Below are 17,144 nucleotides of genomic sequence, written 5' to 3'. Positions count from 1 at the left end.
AATTTATTCGTTGCGCGCAAGGAGCAGGCACCGTGGAAACCAGCCAGCCGGATCAACCGCACCCGCCGCTCTGGCGGCGTCTGCTGTGGCCGGTCGCCCAGCTGGGCTCGGCCTTCAAGCTGACGGGCACGTACTTGTTGCACCACGTGATCGGCGCCAGCCTGATCGCCGCGCTGATGCTGGCGCTGGAAGGTTTTCACGTGCTCGAATGGCTCGATGCGGCCATGCTGCGCGCCAGCGCGGCGCAGGAGCAGTTGCTGGACCGAGGCAAGGACCCGGGCGCCGCCTACCGGCCCGGCATCATCGAAATCGACCAGTCCGCGTTCGAACAGGTCTTCGACGAGCGCGAACCGCTGGAACGCACGCGCCTGGAGCAATTGATCGCCGGCGCCGCTGCGCGCGGCAGCCAGGTGCTGGCCATCGACCTGGACCTGGCGCCGGCCGTGTACGAACAGCACAAGGAGGGAGAGCGGCCGCTGGACCGCCTGCTCGACCGGCTGGCCGCCGATGGCCGGCAACTGGTGCTGATCCTGCCCGAGCAATCGGACGAGAATGCGAACCTGCCGTGGATACGCGCGCGCTGCGCGGCCGGCATCCATTTCGCCAGTCCGCAAATCCGCGAACGCATGGGCGCCGTCACGCGCATCGAGCTGAAAAGTCCCGTGCTGGCGGCCGTGGCCTTCGAGCTGGCGCATGGCGCCGATGAACAGGAGCAGAAGCAGCCCATGCCGGCCGTCCTGTCCGAGCAAAAGCAAGGGCTGGCGCTGGCCGGTCGCGTGTGCCAGCTGGCGCGGCGCACGGGCAGCGAAAAGGAATTGGCGCGCTGGGCGTTCGAACCCGTCATCCGCGGCGACGCCGAGGCGGCGGCCGAACAGAACGCCGTCACCGCGCCGTTTCACCCGGCCGCCGTGGCGCCGGCATTCCTGAACCCCACGCGCACGCGCGTCAAGCTGGTCGATGGCCGCGCCGGCGTGGATGCCGGGGCGCTGCGCAAGAATGTCGTGTATATCGGCAGCACGTATGATGTGCGCGACCGCTATACGACGGCCGAAGGCGAGCAGGCCGGCCTGCACCTGCATGCGGCCGCCCATACGTCGCTGGGCATCGGCACGGCCGACGTCAACAAATATGCGGTGTTCGTAGCCGATATCGTCATCGGCGTGCTGCTGGGCTGCCTGTTCGGCGGCCTGTGGACCCTGTACGGCCGCGCCGAACTGGCCATCGACAAGCGCATGGAAGACCACGATTTCAGCCGCCTGCACCGCATGGGCACCCTGGCGGAATTCTATGGCATCCGCCTGATGCTGGCGCTGGTGTGGGCTTCGCCGTTTGCCATCGGCGCACTGGCCATCTACCTGTCGCGCGGCTTGCTGGAGCAGGGCTGGTGGGTCAATCCCGGCCCCCTGATCGCCGGCATGTTCCTGCACGCGATGTCGCTGCGCGACGAAGCCCACCATCCGCACGAGGAAGTGCCGGGCCTGTCCGTGTGGGCCCAGCTGCGCCGCACGCATCCCGGCATCGTGCTGGTGCAGGCGCCGCTGGCGGTGGTGTTGCTGGTGGTGGCGCTGGTGTAGCGAGATGGCAGTTGATTAATTGATCAGCTTCAACCCCGGCGGCAGCGCCTCGCCCAGCATGCGCTTGGTATTCGCTTCGTCCAGCTGCGTCACTTCGCTGACCATCGCTTGCCACAGGGGCGGGGCGCCCACGGCTTTCAGACGGGCGAGGATGGTGGCCCGTAAATCGTCGGCGATGTCGCGCGAGCGGTCGCCCGTCATGCGCGCCAGGTGGGTGGCGGCGAAAGCGGCCGGTTCCACCTTTTTCCAGTCCAGCGCCAGCAGCACCTGCAACCAGTCGGCCACGGCGGCGCTGTCGACCACTTCGTGCACGCTGCCGTGGAAGGGCTGGCGCGCGCCGACCCTGGCCAGCGCCCACAGGGTGTTCGTGTCCGCCGCTTCCCCCTTCTTGCCGGCTTTCTCCAGGCGTTTCAGCAGCCAGGCGCCCACTTCGGCCTTGTAGGCGCCGGGGATGCGCTCCAGAGAGGCGCCCAGGCGCAGCATGTCGTCGTCGCTGCCATTGACGAGGGTGACGGGGCGGCTGCCCCGCTGCGCCGCATCGGCTTGCAGGTTGAAGGCAAAATCGTCGAGCAGGCGCAATTGCTGCTCCGTGCTCAAGCCGCCGGCCACCCGGCGCCACAGGGTCCACCATTCGGCGCACACCTGGCTATCCTTGTGGTGCTGCACGCCCGTGTCGAACATCGCCCATAGCTGCTCGATGCGCCACGGGTCCAGTGCATCGCCGTAGCCGGGACGCAGGCAGTAGCCGGCCAGGTTCAGCCAGGCCCGCTCATGCTCGGCGGAGCGGCGCCGGCCGCGGGCGCGCAGCAGGAGGGCGTCGAACAGCTGGCGCAGCAGCGGCGTATCCCAGCTTTCGCGTCCGCCCAGCCCCCGTTCCAGGTGCTGGCGCAGCTGGCGCACTTCCTTGACGTCGACTTTTTGCGCCTTGCCGCCGAAGATGCGCTCGATCTTCTCGATGGCTTCCTTGACGCGCGGCGGCACGGTAGACGTTTCGGCGGGCGCTTCCTCTTCGCCACGCAGCTGGAATTCCAACAGCCAGCGCTGACTGGCATCGGCTGCGGCCACGCAGTGCACTTCCAGCGTGCCCACTTCCGTCATCACGGTGGCCAGCTGCACGGTGATGTCGCGTTTGTCGTTGCCGTCGTCTTTGGCGTGCAGCACGCTGGCCAGCGGCGGCAGGCGCAAATACTCGCCCGCGTCCAGGTCGACGATCTCGCCCAGCTGCGGCGGCGCGCCCGCCTCAAAGAGGGACGTGGCCAGGTGGAAGCGCACGGGCCGGCCCAGGCGCAGCGCGAACAGGCGCTCCGTCAGGCGGATTTCCTCGCCGCTGGCGCTGCCGCGGGGCAGGATACAGACGGCGCGGTGGTCCTTGCCCGCCTCGCCCAGCACGAGGAAATAGCTGCGCGGCGAACCGCCGCCGATGCGCGGAGCCTGGCCGCGCCGGGCCAGCGCGTAGGCGACGGCGCCACGCGCCACGGCCACGTCGGGATTGTCGTTGTGCAGGATGGTCAGCGGCTGTCCGCGCCAGTGCGCCAGGGTGTCGGCCAGGCGGCGCGCCAATGCGTCGGCGCGGAACACGCCGCCATTGAGCAGCAGGGTATCGGGCAGAGCGCCCGCATGCTGTTGCAGAAAGCTGGCCAGGTGGCGCGTGATGGCCGCGTCCTGCGCATACGGCAGGCCGAATTCGACGATGCCGGCGCGGCCCTTCCTGGCCACCTCGCCCAGCTCCACCTTCGGAAAGAAGCCGTCGACCACCATAGCCGCCACTTCCTCGCGCGTGACGTCGGCGGAACGGCTGCCGCCGATCAGGCGCGAGCCCGCGCCCAGCAGGGTGACGGTGGTTTTCTCCGGCGCGTCGGCGGACAGCAGCAGCTCCTTGGCGGCGCGGCAGCGCTCCATCAGCTGCGACAGGCGCGCGGCGGACAGCTTCATGCCGCCTTCCTGGCCGGCGGCCAGGCGCGCTTCCACCAGGTGGGCCAGCGCCAGGTCCATATTGTCGCCGCCGAGTATCAAATGGTTGCCCACGCTGCTGCGCGTGAGCTGCGGTTCGCCGTCGTCATCGAAGGCCATGTCGATCAGACTGAAATCGGTGGTGCCGCCGCCCACGTCGCAGACTAAAATGCGGCGCGTATCGGCCAGGTCTGCGCGCAGGGTGGTGCGCCGGCGCTGCAGGAAATCATAGAACGCGGCCTGCGGCTCTTCCACCAGCCGCATCGTAGGCATGCCCGCCATGCGGGCCGCTTCCAGGGTGAGTGCGCGCGCACCCTCGTCGAACGAGGCGGGGATGGTCAGCACCAGTTCCTGGTTTTCGAGGAGAGCCTGCGGGAAGCGGTGGTTCCACGCGGCGCGCACGTAGGCCAGGTAGCTGGCGCTGGCCGCCACGGGCGACACCTTGGCCACGTCGGCATCCGCGCCCCAGGGCAGGATGGGCGCCTGGCGGTCCACGTTCGCGTGCGACAGCCAGCTCTTCGCGCTGGCCACTAACCGGCCCGGCACCTGGGCGCCCAGCTGGCGCGCCAGGGCGCCCAGAACGGCATGCTCGACGCCGGCCACGTCCTGCTGCGGCCACGGCAGCGTCAAGTCGCCCGCCGCCAGTTCGCCGGCGGCGGGATGGTAGCGCAAGGAAGGCAGCAGGGGGCGTGCGCCCACTTCGCCGGGAGCGACCAGCTGCTCGATGGCGAACAGGTTTATTCCTGCCGGCGCATCGCCAGCCGCCGCATACGCGACCACCGTGTTGGTGGTGCCCAGGTCGATGCCGACCAGGAAGGCCGGCTTGCCCACAGCGCTGCGCATGCCTATTGCTGCGGCGTGCCGCGCACGTCGAATTCCACCTTCCAGCGCTCGGCGCCATCAGGGGAAACGGCCAGCAGTTCCAGGGTGCCCGCTTCCGTCACGCGCGCGTGCAGTGTCACTTGCACCACGTCGCCGGCCGACCGGCCTTCGGCGGACAGGGTGGCCTGGATTTCGCTCAGCTCCTGCAATTCGTCGGGCCCCCAGAAATCGAGCAAGTCGCCGATCTGGTCGTTGCGGCGCGTGGACGAGGCGAAGAAGCGGAAGTGCACGGGCTCTCCCACCACCAGGCCGAATTGCTGGCCCGGCAGTTCCAGTTCGCTGCCTTCTTCCATGCCGAACGGCGCCACGCACAGGGCCTGGATCGGCGGTTCCATGCCGGGGATGGCGGGCATGGCCGATTCGATGGCGACATAGAAGGAACTGGCCGTGCCGCCGCGGATGCGCACGCCATGGCCGCGCCGCACATAGCTGTAGTAGGCGGCGCCACGCGCCACGGCCAGGTCCAGGTCGGCCCCGGCCAGCATGCGCGCCGGTTCCGCGCCTTCCATGTACAGCCAGTCGTTGACTGTAGCCATGATGCGCTGCACCAGCAGGTCGGACTTGAAGACGCCGCCGTTGAACAGCACGGCCGTCGGGTGCAAAAAGCTGGCGTCGGCCGACTGGCGGCCCGCGAAGCCTTCCAGTTCGGACGTCGCCGCCACTTGCCGGCCCAGGAAGGCGGCCAGGTGGCGCGTGATGGCCGCGTCCTGCGCATACGGCAAGCCCAGTTGCGTCAGGCCGGCGCGCGTGCGCACGGCAGGACGGCTCGACGCTTCCACTTGCGGGAAGAAGCCGTCGAGGATGAAGGTGGACACTTCCGCGCGCGTCAGTTCCGTACGGATGGAGCCGCCGATCAGCTTTGAGCCGCGGCTCGGCACGACGATGGGCGCCGTTTCCAGGCCGCTGTCGGCCAGCAGGCTTTCCTTGGCGCTGCGGCAGCCATAAGTGAGCGCGCGCATCTGCCAGGCGTCCAGCTGGGTGCCGTTGGCGGCCAGCTTGCGGGCCACCAGGTGCGCCAGGGCCAGGTCCATATTGTCGCCGCCCAGCAGGATGTGTTCGCCGACGGCCACGCGGTGCGGTTCCAGCACGCCGTCGCGTTCCAGCACGGCGATCAGCGAAAAGTCGCTGGTGCCGCCGCCCACGTCGACGACCAGGATGATGTCGCCCGGCTTGACTTCCTTGCGCCAGCGGCCTTCGCTGGTCTGTATCCAGCTGTACAAGGCCGCCTGCGGCTCTTCCAGCAGGGTCAGCGAAGCGTAGCCGGCCGCCTGCGCCGCTTCCATCGTCAGCTCGCGCGCGGCCGGATCGAACGAGGCGGGAATGGTGACGGTGATTTCCTGCTCGGCGAACGGTGCTTGCGGGTGGGCGTTGTCCCACGCCTGGCGCAAATGCGTCAGGTAGCGCGTGGCGGCCGTGATGGGCGAAATGCGCGCCACTTCCGCCGGCGCATCGTTCGGCAGGATGGCCGCGCGGCGGTCCACGCCCGGGTGGCACAGCCAGCTTTTCGCGCTGGAGACGAGGCGGATCGGCGTGGTGGCGCCGCGGCTGCGGGCCATTTCACCGACGACGAACGGCGCTTGCGCTTCCTCGGTGACCCAGGGCAGGGCCAGGTCGCCCGCCGCCACTTCATCGGCGTGCGGCAGGTAGACGAACGACGGCAGCAGCGACAATTCTTCGACGGTGCCCGGCGCCGACAACTGCGGCACTTTCAGAACGCCGTGGCTCGATTGCTCGCCGTCGCTCTCGACCAGGTTCACGTACGACAGGGCGCTGTGGGTGGTGCCCAGGTCGATGCCGATGGCGTAGTGCGGGCTTGGGTTGGCTTGATCGTTCACAGTTCCACCTCGGCTGGCGCCAGGATGGCCGCGTCGTGCTGCTCGCTCAGTTTCGGCAGGCGCACGCCGGAGGCGCGCCAGCCGCGGTGGCTGAGGGTGCCCGTGAACGGCGCGGAACCGACCACGTTGCCCGTCAGGCGTACTTGCGCAGAATCAAAGCCTTCCTGCAGCACGATGCGGCTGCCTTCGGCTTCCTGGCGCACGGCCTCGATGGTGAAGTATTCGCGCATGACCTTGGCGCAACCTTCATGCACGACGCGGGCGGCCGCGCCGATGTCGGCATCGGCATGGCTGCCCAGGTTTTCCTGGGTAAAGTCGATCAATCGCGCTTCGCGTTGCAGCAGGGCCAGCAATTGCAGGGCGGCATCGGGCGTCGCTTCCTTCAAAATGACGGGCGCGGCGGCCGGCGTCGGCACGGGGGCGGGCGCCGGAGCCGGGGCCACTGGCGCCACCGGGGCGGCTTCAGGCAAGGACAGCTTTTCCACGCGGGCCGCATAGGCGGCGTCCGACAGGGTGCTGAAGAAGGCGCCGAAAGCCAGCGGGACTCGGCGCCAGAACGATGGGTGGGACGATGAAGTGCTCATAGGGAACTCGTTTCTCTGATCTGTAGGGAGGCGTCGGCGGCGGGGGCCGCTTCGCAAGGTAGTGCCATGTGCGGGGCCAACAGGGCCGGCTGCGTTTGCCCGCATGATACCAGCTACCGGGCCGCCGCCAAAGTCGCCGCCCCCCAGGCAGGCAGGCCGAAGCGTGGATTTTCTTTGTTCCTGCGCAAGGAAACGTTCGATTTCGTGCCGCTTCGACTAGAATCGCGCATTATCTTTTTGCATGACCTCGATGCCATGTCTACCGACTTTTCCCTGTACTTAGCCAGCAGCACTTACATCGACAGCGACCATCCGGCCGTGCGCGCCAGGGCGACCGCACTGGCGGAGGGCGCGGTGGGCGACGCCGCGATCGCGGCCCGCTGCTTTGCCTTCGTGCGCGACGAGGTCGCCCACAGCTGGGACTACCGGCGCAATCCCGTCACCTGCCGCGCGTCCGACGTCTTGCAGCATGGCACGGGCTACTGCTATGCGAAGAGCCATCTGCTGGCCGCGCTGCTGCGCGCCAACGGTATTCCTGCCGGCCTGTGCTACCAGCGCCTGGCCGTGGGCGAGGTGGGGCCGCCGTTCTGCCTGCATGGCTTGAATGCCGTGTATCTGCAAGAGTTTGGCTGGTACCGCATCGATGCGCGCGGCAACAAGCCCGGCGTCGCTGCCGCCTTCACGCCGCCACGGGAACAGCTGGCCTTTCCCGTGCTGGCGCCCGAAGAGCGCGACTTGCCGGAAATCTGGCCGGAACCGTTGCCGCAGGTGGTGGCGTCCTTGACTTGCCATGCGACCGTGCAGGATGTGGCGGCGCACTTGCCCGATATCGAATTGTTGCCGCTGCAAAAATAATCCAAAGAAAGAAATCATGAAAAAAATATCCATATGCCTGTTTGGACTGTTGCTGCTGGCCGGCTGCGGCAGCAAGGGCGAGAGCGGCGGGCAATCGAGCGCCGCGCGTCTCGATGGCAAGGAAAAGGGCAGCGAGTTTCTTGCCTATGAGCATAATGTCAGCGTCGATACGCACGAAGCGCAAGTGCGTCCCCTGTATGAAAAAGTGGTCGCCGCCTGCAAGGCCGATACGGAAAACGGCTGCCTGCTGCTCGATTCCAGCGTCGACAGCGGCCGCTACGTGCATGCGCGCATCAGCATGCGCGCCAAGCCGGCCGGCATCAAGAAGCTGGTCGCGCTGGTCGCGGCCGAAGGCGACGTCACCAGCCAGGGCACCAAGGTGGAAGACCTGGGCCGTCCGGTGCTCGACAGCAAGAAACGCCTGGAAATGCTCAAGCAATACCAGGCGCAGCTGCAAGACCTGGAAAAGCGCTCGGGCACCAACGTCGATGCCCTCATCAAGGTGACCAAGGAGCTGGCCACCGTGCAAGTGGAGCTGGAGCAGGCGACGGCCGCCAACGCGCTATTGATGCAGCGCATCGATACGGACTTGTTGAACGTGGCCATCAGCGCCGAAGGCAAGCAATCGTTCTGGCGCCCCGTCAAGCGCGCGCTGGGCAATTTCACGGAAAACCTGTCGGAAGGCGTGGCCAACGCCATCACGGCCATGGCCTACATCCTGCCGTGGCTGCTCGCTTTCGTGCTGCTGTTCCCGCTGGGCCGCAAGGGCTGGCGCCGTTTGCGTGGAGGCCGGCGCCAGACGTAGGGACTACTGAGGATGCAGGGGAAATAACAGATCCAACATTTCCTCTTCATGTACGCTGACTTCCTCTTGCGTCCAACAATCATTTTTCTTCATCAAGTTGAGCATCGACAACAGCTTCAGGCTGTCGATCTGATGATTCTTGATGCTTGCTTCGAAGTGTTCGTACTTCTGTTTGGGTTGGAAATTGCTCAAGCGCGAGTTTTTGCTGTGACTGATCAGGCACAGATTGCCAAAGGCGTGTAGCGAGGCCGTGGGCATCGCTACATAACCGTTCATCGGGTGTTGGGGGGAGAGGTGTTCAACAGAGCTACGGAACGTGAATTCGAAGCGCTTCGTCACCTCATTTTTGCCAATGTCACGGCGCCAGAGTAGGTAATCGATAAAATTAAAGACTAAGTTATTCTTGATGGCGCCGAAACGCAGCATTTCCCGCGCTTCGTTGCGTGACAGAACGTTGTACCCCAGCACTGGTTGACTGCTGGCATCGCCGTAGATCATGCTGTAATAAGACTGTCCCTCTCCTTCGGACAGAAAGCGCAAGAAGACGAAGCGTCGCGCAAGCTGCTCCAAATACTCAAGGTACTCGCTGGCGCATATCGGGTTCTCTTTTTTGTAGGCCAGGAACAGATAGCGCAGGGCGCCATTAAGCCAGTGCTTGTAGACCTGGGTTGGCGTGGAGACATGGAAAGCAGATAGCAGCATTAGAATCTGTCGGTTGCTTCCCTCACGCTCGCCCTCGCCATCGTCGAAACTGTTGATGTAGCTGACGCTCTTGGCAGAGTACCAGTGCAGCCGTTTCAGGCTCCAGCCATCGCTGCCTTGGGCAAATTCCCTCTTGAGTATGCACTGATCAAACAGAAATTTGCCTTTTAGAAGTGCATAGACAAAGGACTGCGTCGCGGCGATCGGGTCTTTCTGTTTCAGCACTTTCAGTTCGAATTGTGCGATAAGTTGCTTGTCGTCGAGCGGCACACCTTCTGTTTCTCCGGGTTCATGGGTAATCACCCTCAAGACATGTAACAGGAAATTTGAAAAATTGATAACGCTATTGAATCGCTCGGATCCTGCGGCCTCTTCAATTTGTATCGAGCCGGCATCAAGCACTACGCCTTCTAAGATTTCGGACAGGGAACGAGCTTCGACACTGGCCTGGACTTGCGGTTTATCATGGCCCGATGCCTTGTCCTGCTTTTGCGCACAGGAATCAAGCAGATCAATCAGTTCCTGGAAATTCTCAGGTATCAACTGCCCCCAATCGTCCTGACCAAAAAGGACATGCCGCACTTCTGGAGCGAAACCATATTGTACATAGCGCTCCATGTTTGCACAGGCATCCCAGACGTGTGCCATTGCATTTATACTTTTAAGGCGTACGGTTTTATCGGTAATCCGGTATAGAGCCTCCATTAAACTGGCTTTCACCACTTCGTGCTTTTCCAGTTGTTCACCCCGGTTGTTCATCACCTCGAAGAAATGATTAAGATCGGTATCCACAGGTACCTCGATCCGGCTGATTTGTACATGCTCAAGCAAGTAGCGGCAAAAGGCTGTCAGGCGCTCACCGCTCAGTTTGAGGTTATCAAGTGCCTTGCCTATCAGTTCGTAGCCATTCACCAATCCTTCGTTGAATGCATCGCCACGGAGCAGGTGCGGCGTTACCCCTTGCCATATGGCATCAAAGGTTTTGGTTGAGATAGGTCGGCTCTCGAACTCAAGATTGATGCGTTCATACCAACGCATGTCCACTGCGGAAGTGGCGCGATTTCTCAGCCAATTTGCCAGCAGGGAAAATGTTGTAAAACGTTGTTGGCCATCAATTACTTCATAGCGCCCGCGCTCCCGGAAAAATACGACCAAAGTGCCGATATGGTAGGTCTGCGGTGTTTCGTTGTCGGCCGTTTTTTGCTGGTAATCATGTATGTCCTGTAACAATTGCATGATTTCTGCCTCGCCCCACGCATAGTTGCGTTGATACATAGGCACCAGATAACTGGCCTCGCTGTTGAGCAGTTCCTTGATGCGGAAGGGGCGTACGGCTTTGTCATTCATAATAATTCATCTCTATGAAGAGGACGATTAACTCGTCCTCACTATCACTGTCGCCATTGCGATTGTTTTTGTTTTGCGATGCATTGAGCGTTTGCAAGGGCACGGACAGCAGGTCCCGCGCTTGCCTGGCATCGCGGATAATCCGGATCAGGTTGTACTCCAGCATATAGTTGTCCATGGTGGCTAGCTGTACTACCTGCTGGCGGATACGGCAGCGGTAGGCCCAGATGAAACACTTTTCGATGGCAGCCGAGATGCCTTCGGCGCCAAACTTGTCGATATAGAAGATAAGAGCACAATCAAACATCGACCGTACATACTGATCTCCGGTGCGGTAGCGTCGTTGATAGGTGTTGAGTGTCTTGAGGATACGGCTTGCCTGCTCACTCAACCTTTCGCCTAGAATATGCGTCTCGTCGGCGGCATGCTCATCCTTGATGATGGCCGATACCATGCGCTGGTAATGCTCTGCCATTTCAAAGAAACGTCGCCCGTTGACGATCATCTGATCCAGCTGAAAGGGAAATTCCGCTTTCTGGCCGTCAATCTGACGCTGGTACTGACGGTTATATTCATCAACAAAATGGTGCGCAATTTGCAGCGATTTCGCGTAGGGGGGAAGCCCTTTCCGATGCAGGCTGACACCTTTGAAAAGATCAACTTCTTCCTTACCGAAATAGCGAGCCGATTTACCCTCTGCCCATTGGCGTATCCGGAACAGGTAAGTGGCAAATAAAGTGGCAAGGCTGTCGCTTTGCAGGTTTTCCCAGTGAGCGACGGTATCTGCCTTGAGAGACACTTCATGTTCCGCAAACTCGCGTAAATGATATGCCTTGAGCAAATCATGGGGGGCCAAGTCGCGCCCTCGTGCATTCTGTGAGTCGAAAAATTGAAAGGCTTCCGATACATCGGTAAGTACGAAAGTGACGACTTCGCATCGCTTGAGGAGAAAGTCGATATGTTCCTCGGTGAATTCGGGCCGATCAACCAGACGCAGTAGTTCCTGAAAATTGCGCCGCAGATTGTGCTGGGAGATCAGGCTGGAAAAGTGCTGGCGCTTCATGAAAGCATTGACCTTGTACTCGAGATTGCCAAGGGTCTGTCTCAGGTCTTGTCTTGTTAATGTATTAATTCTGCGCTCGATAATGGCCTTGATCGCTAGCAGGAGCGTTAGCGTGCGCTGTTGACCATCCACAATATCGAGCCAATGCTGTTCGTCAGCCACGCGCAGGTGGAAGACGACAGATCCCAGGCGGTAAGCGGATTTGTCGCGATGACTGTCTATATCCGCAAACAGTTCGCTGATGTTTTTCAGTTTCCATTTGTAGGGACGCTGGTAGCTGGGAATTTCGAGTTGTTCAAGACTCAGCAGACTTTGGACAGACAGAACGGCTTTATCGATGACTGGTTGCATGCGTGTATTCCGGAACGCTATCTCATCGTCAACTACACGAGGATTGCGTCCTGAAGTTTCATTAAAGAATACATTATATGATAATTTCCAGGCGGGAACTATCCTTGCAAGTACCTAACTCTTCGTCTTTTATTCTCGTCAATATACAACGCAGGTCCACCGTTCGCACAACCATTGTGCAGCCGGTTTTTTTTCGTGCAACAAAGCCACCGTTGCACCAAATCGTGGCGTTGCAAGCTGGCATGCCGGTGCACAGCGCTGGCATGCATTCTGCTTTAACAACATCGCAGGCCCAGCTCGACCCCCACGAACCCATCACAGGAGTCCCCATGTCACGACGCATCATCCTGAAAGCGGCCGCCGCCGGCGCACTGGCCCTGGCCACGTCCACTTACATGCAGGCAGCCCTGGCCGCAGACACGATCAAGGTGGGCATTTTGCACTCCCTGTCGGGCACCATGGCCATCTCCGAAACGTCGCTCAAGGATGTGGCGCTGATGACGATTGCCGAGATCAATGCCAAGGGCGGCGTGCTGGGCAAGAAGCTGGAAGCCGTCGTCGTCGATCCGGCGTCGAACTGGCCTTTATTTGCGGAAAAAGCGCGCCAGCTGGTGGCGCAGGACAAGGTTGCCGTCGTGTTCGGCTGCTGGACGTCCGTGTCGCGCAAATCCGTCTTGCCGGTGTTCAAGGAACTCAACAGCCTGCTGTTTTACCCGGTGCAATACGAGGGTGAGGAGCTGGAAAAGAATGTGTTCTATACGGGGGCCGCGCCGAACCAGCAGGCGATTCCCGCCGTGGAATACCTGATGAGCAAGGATGGCGGCGGCGCGAAACGCTTCGTGCTGCTGGGCACGGATTACGTGTATCCGCGCACCACCAACAAGATCTTGCGCGCCTTTCTGAAAAGCAAAGGTGTCAAGGATAGCGATATCAGCGAGGTCTACACGCCGTTCGGCCACGCCGACTATCAAACCATCGTCGCCAACATCAAGAAGTTTTCCACGGGTGGCAAGACGGCCGTCATTTCCACCATCAATGGCGATTCCAACGTGCCGTTCTACAAGGAACTGGGCAATGCGGGCTTGAAAGCCACGGACGTGCCCGTAGTCGCGTTTTCCGTGGGCGAGGAAGAGTTGCGCGGCATCGATACCAAGCCGCTGCTCGGTCACCTGGCGGCATGGAATTATTTTGAATCCGTCAAGAATCCCGTCAACACGGCCTTCATCAAGCAGTGGAAGGCGTATGCGGTGGCGCAAAAGCTGCCGAACGCGGGGTCGGTCGTGACGAACGACCCGATGGAAGCGACCTATGTCGGCATCCACATGTGGGCGCAAGCCGTGGAAAAGGCGAAATCGACGGATACGGACAAGGTGATCGCCGCCATGGCCGGCCAGAGCGTCAAGGCGCCGTCGGGCTTCACCCTGACCATGGATGCCACGAATCACCACTTGCACAAGCCCGTGATGATCGGCGAAATCAAGGCCGATGGGCAATTCAATGTCGTGTGGAAAACTAAGGAGCCGATACGCGCCCAGCCGTGGAGCCCGTTTATCAAGGGCAATGAGGGCAAGCAAAAGCTGTAAAAGCCACGCCGGCGCCATCGGGCCATGCGTCCGGTGGCGCCGACTATCAACGCTTTCCCGGGATATCAATGAGGCTATTCACATCGCTGCTGGTCTTCGCCTGCCTGTGCCTGTCGTCCATGGCGCAGGCCGCCATCCCTCCCGACCTGCTCAAGCCGCTGGCCGGCGACGATCCTGACGCCAGGGTCGCCGCCGTCGCGCAGATCGCCGCCCTTGCCACGCCCGAGGCCGCCCGTGTGCTGCAAGCCTTGCAGGACGACGCGTTATACGCCACGCCCGACGGCAAGGTGTATATCGTCGACGGCGAGCAGGCGCTTGACCCGGCGCTCGGCAAGAACGTGCCGCTGCCGGACGGCATCGATGGCGTGATGGTCAACAACCGCTTGCGGTCGGCCGTGGCAGGCGCCTTGTCGGGGCTGAAACTGCTGGCGCCGGAACGGGCCGAACGGCTGGCGGCCGCGCAAGCGTTGCAAAAGGCCGTCGATCCCGCGCAGCTGCCCCTGATCCGCACCGCCTTGGCGCGGGAAAGCGATGCGGAAATTACACAGATATTGCAGGTGCTGATCGCCAGCGCCAACCTGCATGCGCCCGACGTCGCCACGCGCAAGGCCGCCGTGCAGGCGCTGGCCGGCAGCAGCGATGCGCGCCTGCTGCCCGTGCTGCAAGCCATGCTGGAGAAAGGTGGCGAGCCGGACGAGGCCGTGCAACTGGCTGCCATCGAGACCATGCGCCAGATCAAGGGACGGGTGGCGCGCATGGAGTTCGCCGGCAATGTGTTTTACGGCATTTCGCTGGGCAGCGTGCTGCTGCTGGCGGCCCTGGGCCTGGCCATCACGTTCGGCTTGATGGGCATCATCAACATGGCGCATGGCGAGCTGCTGATGATAGGCGCTTACACGACGTATCTGTGCCAGCTGTTTTTCCGCAACTACTTGCCGGGCGTGCAAGACTGGTATTTGCTGACCGCCTTGCCGGCCGCATTTTTCGTCTCCGGCCTGGTGGGTGTAGTGCTGGAACGCACGGTGATCCGCTGGCTATATGGCCGGCCGCTGGAAACCTTGCTGGCCACCTGGGGCATCAGCCTGATCCTCATGCAGGCGGTGCGCACGATCTTTGGCGCGCAAAACGTGGAAGTGGCCAATCCGGCCTGGATGTCGGGCGGCGTCACCGTGCTGGGCGGCCTCGTGCTGCCGTACAACCGCCTGGCCATCATCGCCTTTGCCATCGTCGTCGTGGTGGCCGTGTGGTTGATCTTGAACAAGACGCGGCTGGGACTGTTCGTGCGGGCCGTCACGCAAAACCGCCGCATGGCCGATTGCGTGGGCGTGGCCACGGGCAAGGTCGACATGCTGACCTTTGGCCTCGGCTCCGGCATCGCCGGGCTCGGCGGCGTGGCCCTGTCGCAGCTGGGCAATGTGGGGCCGGACCTGGGCCAAAGCTACATCGTCGATTCCTTCATGGTGGTGGTGCTCGGCGGCGTGGGCCAGCTGGCCGGCACCGTGATCGCCGCGCTGGGCCTGGGCGAAGTCAACAAATTCCTCGAACCGGTGGCGGGCGCCGTGCTGGCGAAGATCGCCATTTTGATATTCATCATCATTTTCATCCAGCGCCGGCCGCAGGGCCTGTTTGCCATGAAGGGACGCAGCGTCGAATGATTACCTCCCATCAAATCAAGCCTGGCCTGTTCACGCGGCCCGTGTGGCTGGCGATTGCCGTCTGTACATTACTGGCGGCGTTGTTGCCGATTTTTAACCTGGCGTTTGCCGAAGGGCATGCCTTGCACGTGTCCGCTTACACGGTGGCGCTGGTGGGCAAGTTCATGTGCTACGCGCTGGCCGCGCTGGCGCTGGACCTCGTCTGGGGCTACACGGGCATATTGTCCCTGGGCCACGGCGTGTTCTTTGCCCTGGGCGCGTATGCGCACGGCATGTATCTGATGCGCGCCATCGGCGACCAGGGCCAGTATCACAGCAGCTTGCCCGACTTCATGGTCTTTCTCGACTGGAAAACCTACCCCTGGTACTGGGCCTTCACGGAACATTTCTGGTACTGCATGGCCCTCGTCGTGCTGGTGCCGGGCGTACTGGCCTTTGTGTTCGGTTACTTCGCGTTTCGCTCGCGCATCAAGGGCGTGTATTTTTCCATCATCACGCAAGCGATGACATATGCCTTCATGCTCTTGTTCTTCCGCAATGACACCGGCTTTGGCGGCAACAACGGTTTCACGGATTTCAAGACGATATTGGGCCACAGCATCACGGCGCCCGCCACGCGGGCCGTGCTGTTCCTGCTGACCCTGGCCTTCCTGCTGGCGGCCCTGGTGGGCGCGCGCGCCATCGTCCGCTCGAAGCTGGGACGGGTGCTGCAGGGCGTGCGCGACAGCGAGGCGCGCTTGATGTTCCTCGGCTACAACCCGCTGTGGTTCAAGCTGTTCGTGTGGACCTTGTCGGCCGTGCTGTGCGGCATCGCCGGCGCCCTGTACGTGCCGCAAGTGGGCATCATCAACCCGTCCGAGATGTCGCCGGCCAACTCCATCGAGATGGTCGTGTGGGTGGCGGTCGGCGGGCGCGGCACCTTGATCGGCCCGATTCTGGGCGCTTTCACCGTCAACGGCTTGAAAAGCTGGTTCACGGCCGCCATGCCGGAACTGTGGCTGTTCGCGCTGGGCTTGCTGTTCATCGTCGTCACCCTGTTCATGCAGCAAGGCATGCTGGGCGTGTTGAGCAAGCTCAAACGTAAAAAAGCCGCCGTCGTGGCAGAGGAGGCCGCATGAGCATCCGCATGTTGCCCGGTATGGCCAGCGCGGAAGCGGGCCCCACGTATGCGCGCGTGAAGGGCGAGGGCGTCGACACGACGCATGGCGCCATTTTGTATCTGGAAGATATCAGCGTGTCCTTCGACGGCTTCAAGGCCATCAACAAGCTCAGTCTCGATATTTCCGTGGGCGAATTGCGCTGCATCATCGGGCCTAACGGCGCGGGCAAGACGACGATGATGGACGTGATTACCGGCAAGACGCGGCCCACGTCCGGCACGGCCTGGTTCGGGCAAACGATGAATCTGGCGACCATGACGGAAGCGCAGATCGCCCACGCGGGCATCGGCCGCAAGTTCCAGCGTCCCACCGTGTTCGAGCAGCATACGGTGTTCGACAACCTGGAACTGGCGATGAAGATGGACAAGCGCGTGGCGCCCACCCTGTTTGCGCGCCTCACGTCCGAGCAGGCAGGCAAGATCGAGGCGGTATTGCGCTTGATCCGCCTCAACGGCCACGAAGCGCGGCCGGCCGGTTTGCTGTCGCATGGGCAAAAGCAGTGGCTGGAAATCGGCATGCTGCTGATGCAGGAGCCGCAGCTGATTTTATTGGATGAACCGGTGGCCGGCATGTCGGATGCGGAAACGGCGCGCACGGCGGAATTGCTCAATGAATTACGGGGCAAACATTCGATCATGGTGGTCGAGCACGACATGGGCTTTGTGACGGAAATCGCCCGGCAAGGCATCGTCACCGTGCTGCACGAGGGATCCGTGCTGGCGCAGGGCCGCATGGACGAGGTGCAAGCCGACGAGCGGGTCATCGAAGTCTATCTGGGAAGGTAATAGGGGAGATCAC

General features: G+C 62.4%; 12 protein-coding genes. 7 read left to right on the top strand and 5 right to left on the bottom strand.

Annotated features, from left to right (window positions below; genetic code table 11):
- The first annotated feature begins 32 nt into the window (after positions 1-32).
- The gene (locus O0881_RS06840) at positions 33-1,574 is read left to right on the top strand and encodes a CHASE2 domain-containing protein (protein WP_289910697.1); all 1,542 of its coding nucleotides are present in this window, start codon (positions 33-35) and stop codon (positions 1,572-1,574) included.
- Between the two features lie 15 nt (positions 1,575-1,589).
- Here O0881_RS06840 and O0881_RS06835 read toward each other — a convergent pair whose 3' ends face one another.
- From O0881_RS06835 to O0881_RS06825, 3 genes are read right to left on the bottom strand one after another with little or no spacing between them, the layout of a single operon-like run.
- Entirely contained in the window at positions 1,590-4,367 is a 2,778-nt protein-coding gene (locus tag O0881_RS06835; RefSeq protein ID WP_289910696.1) for an Hsp70 family protein, read from the bottom strand.
- Between the two features lie 2 nt (positions 4,368-4,369).
- Positions 4,370-6,241: an Hsp70 family protein gene (locus O0881_RS06830; RefSeq protein WP_289910695.1), complete on the bottom strand. Its 1,872-nt coding sequence runs from the start codon at positions 6,239-6,241 to the stop codon at positions 4,370-4,372.
- Complete coding sequence (locus tag O0881_RS06825) at positions 6,238-6,825, bottom strand: DUF2760 domain-containing protein (protein ID WP_289910694.1); 588 nt, start codon at positions 6,823-6,825, stop codon at positions 6,238-6,240. Before O0881_RS06825 ends, O0881_RS06830 begins: the two co-directional genes overlap by 4 nt.
- Positions 6,826-7,080: 255 nt before the next feature.
- Between O0881_RS06825 and O0881_RS06820 the strand changes: the two genes are divergently transcribed.
- Positions 7,081-7,680 (top strand): transglutaminase family protein, encoded by a 600-nt coding sequence (locus O0881_RS06820; protein ID WP_289910693.1) that lies wholly within the window; start codon positions 7,081-7,083, stop codon positions 7,678-7,680.
- 16 nt (positions 7,681-7,696) lie between these two features.
- Positions 7,697-8,485 (top strand): DUF4349 domain-containing protein, encoded by a 789-nt coding sequence (locus O0881_RS06815; RefSeq protein ID WP_289910692.1) that lies wholly within the window; start codon positions 7,697-7,699, stop codon positions 8,483-8,485.
- A gap of 3 nt (positions 8,486-8,488) precedes the next feature.
- On the opposite strand, the gene O0881_RS06810 is transcribed toward O0881_RS06815, so the two are convergent.
- Positions 8,489-10,534: a DUF262 domain-containing protein gene (locus O0881_RS06810; RefSeq protein ID WP_289910691.1), complete on the bottom strand. Its 2,046-nt coding sequence runs from the start codon at positions 10,532-10,534 to the stop codon at positions 8,489-8,491.
- Positions 10,527-11,948, bottom strand: coding sequence for a DUF262 domain-containing protein (locus tag O0881_RS06805; RefSeq protein WP_289910690.1), 1,422 nt, complete (start codon positions 11,946-11,948; stop codon positions 10,527-10,529). The genes O0881_RS06810 and O0881_RS06805 overlap by 8 nt, the downstream gene beginning before the upstream one ends.
- 329 nt (positions 11,949-12,277) lie before the next feature.
- Between O0881_RS06805 and urtA the strand changes: the two genes are divergently transcribed.
- From urtA to urtD, 4 genes are all read left to right on the top strand, one after another.
- A complete protein-coding gene (gene urtA, locus O0881_RS06800; protein WP_070305111.1) occupies positions 12,278-13,531 on the top strand; it encodes an urea ABC transporter substrate-binding protein in 1,254 nt (417 codons plus the stop codon).
- Between the two features lie 68 nt (positions 13,532-13,599).
- A complete protein-coding gene (gene urtB, locus O0881_RS06795) occupies positions 13,600-15,186 on the top strand; it encodes an urea ABC transporter permease subunit UrtB (protein ID WP_289910689.1) in 1,587 nt (528 codons plus the stop codon).
- Positions 15,183-16,304, top strand: a complete 1,122-nt coding sequence (urtC, locus tag O0881_RS06790; RefSeq protein WP_289910687.1) for an urea ABC transporter permease subunit UrtC — start codon at positions 15,183-15,185, stop codon at positions 16,302-16,304. The genes urtB and urtC overlap by 4 nt, the downstream gene beginning before the upstream one ends.
- The gene (gene urtD / locus O0881_RS06785) at positions 16,301-17,131 is read left to right on the top strand and encodes an urea ABC transporter ATP-binding protein UrtD (RefSeq protein WP_251348099.1); all 831 of its coding nucleotides are present in this window, start codon (positions 16,301-16,303) and stop codon (positions 17,129-17,131) included. Before urtC ends, urtD begins: the two co-directional genes overlap by 4 nt.
- The last annotated feature ends 13 nt before the right edge of the window (positions 17,132-17,144 follow it).

This window comes from Janthinobacterium sp. SUN100, from assembly GCF_030397705.1.
GTDB classification, from domain to species: Bacteria; Pseudomonadota; Gammaproteobacteria; order Burkholderiales; family Burkholderiaceae_D; genus Janthinobacterium; species Janthinobacterium kumbetense.
Note: the sequence above shows the minus strand (reverse complement) of the source record. Positions and strands in the feature narration are given on the sequence as shown.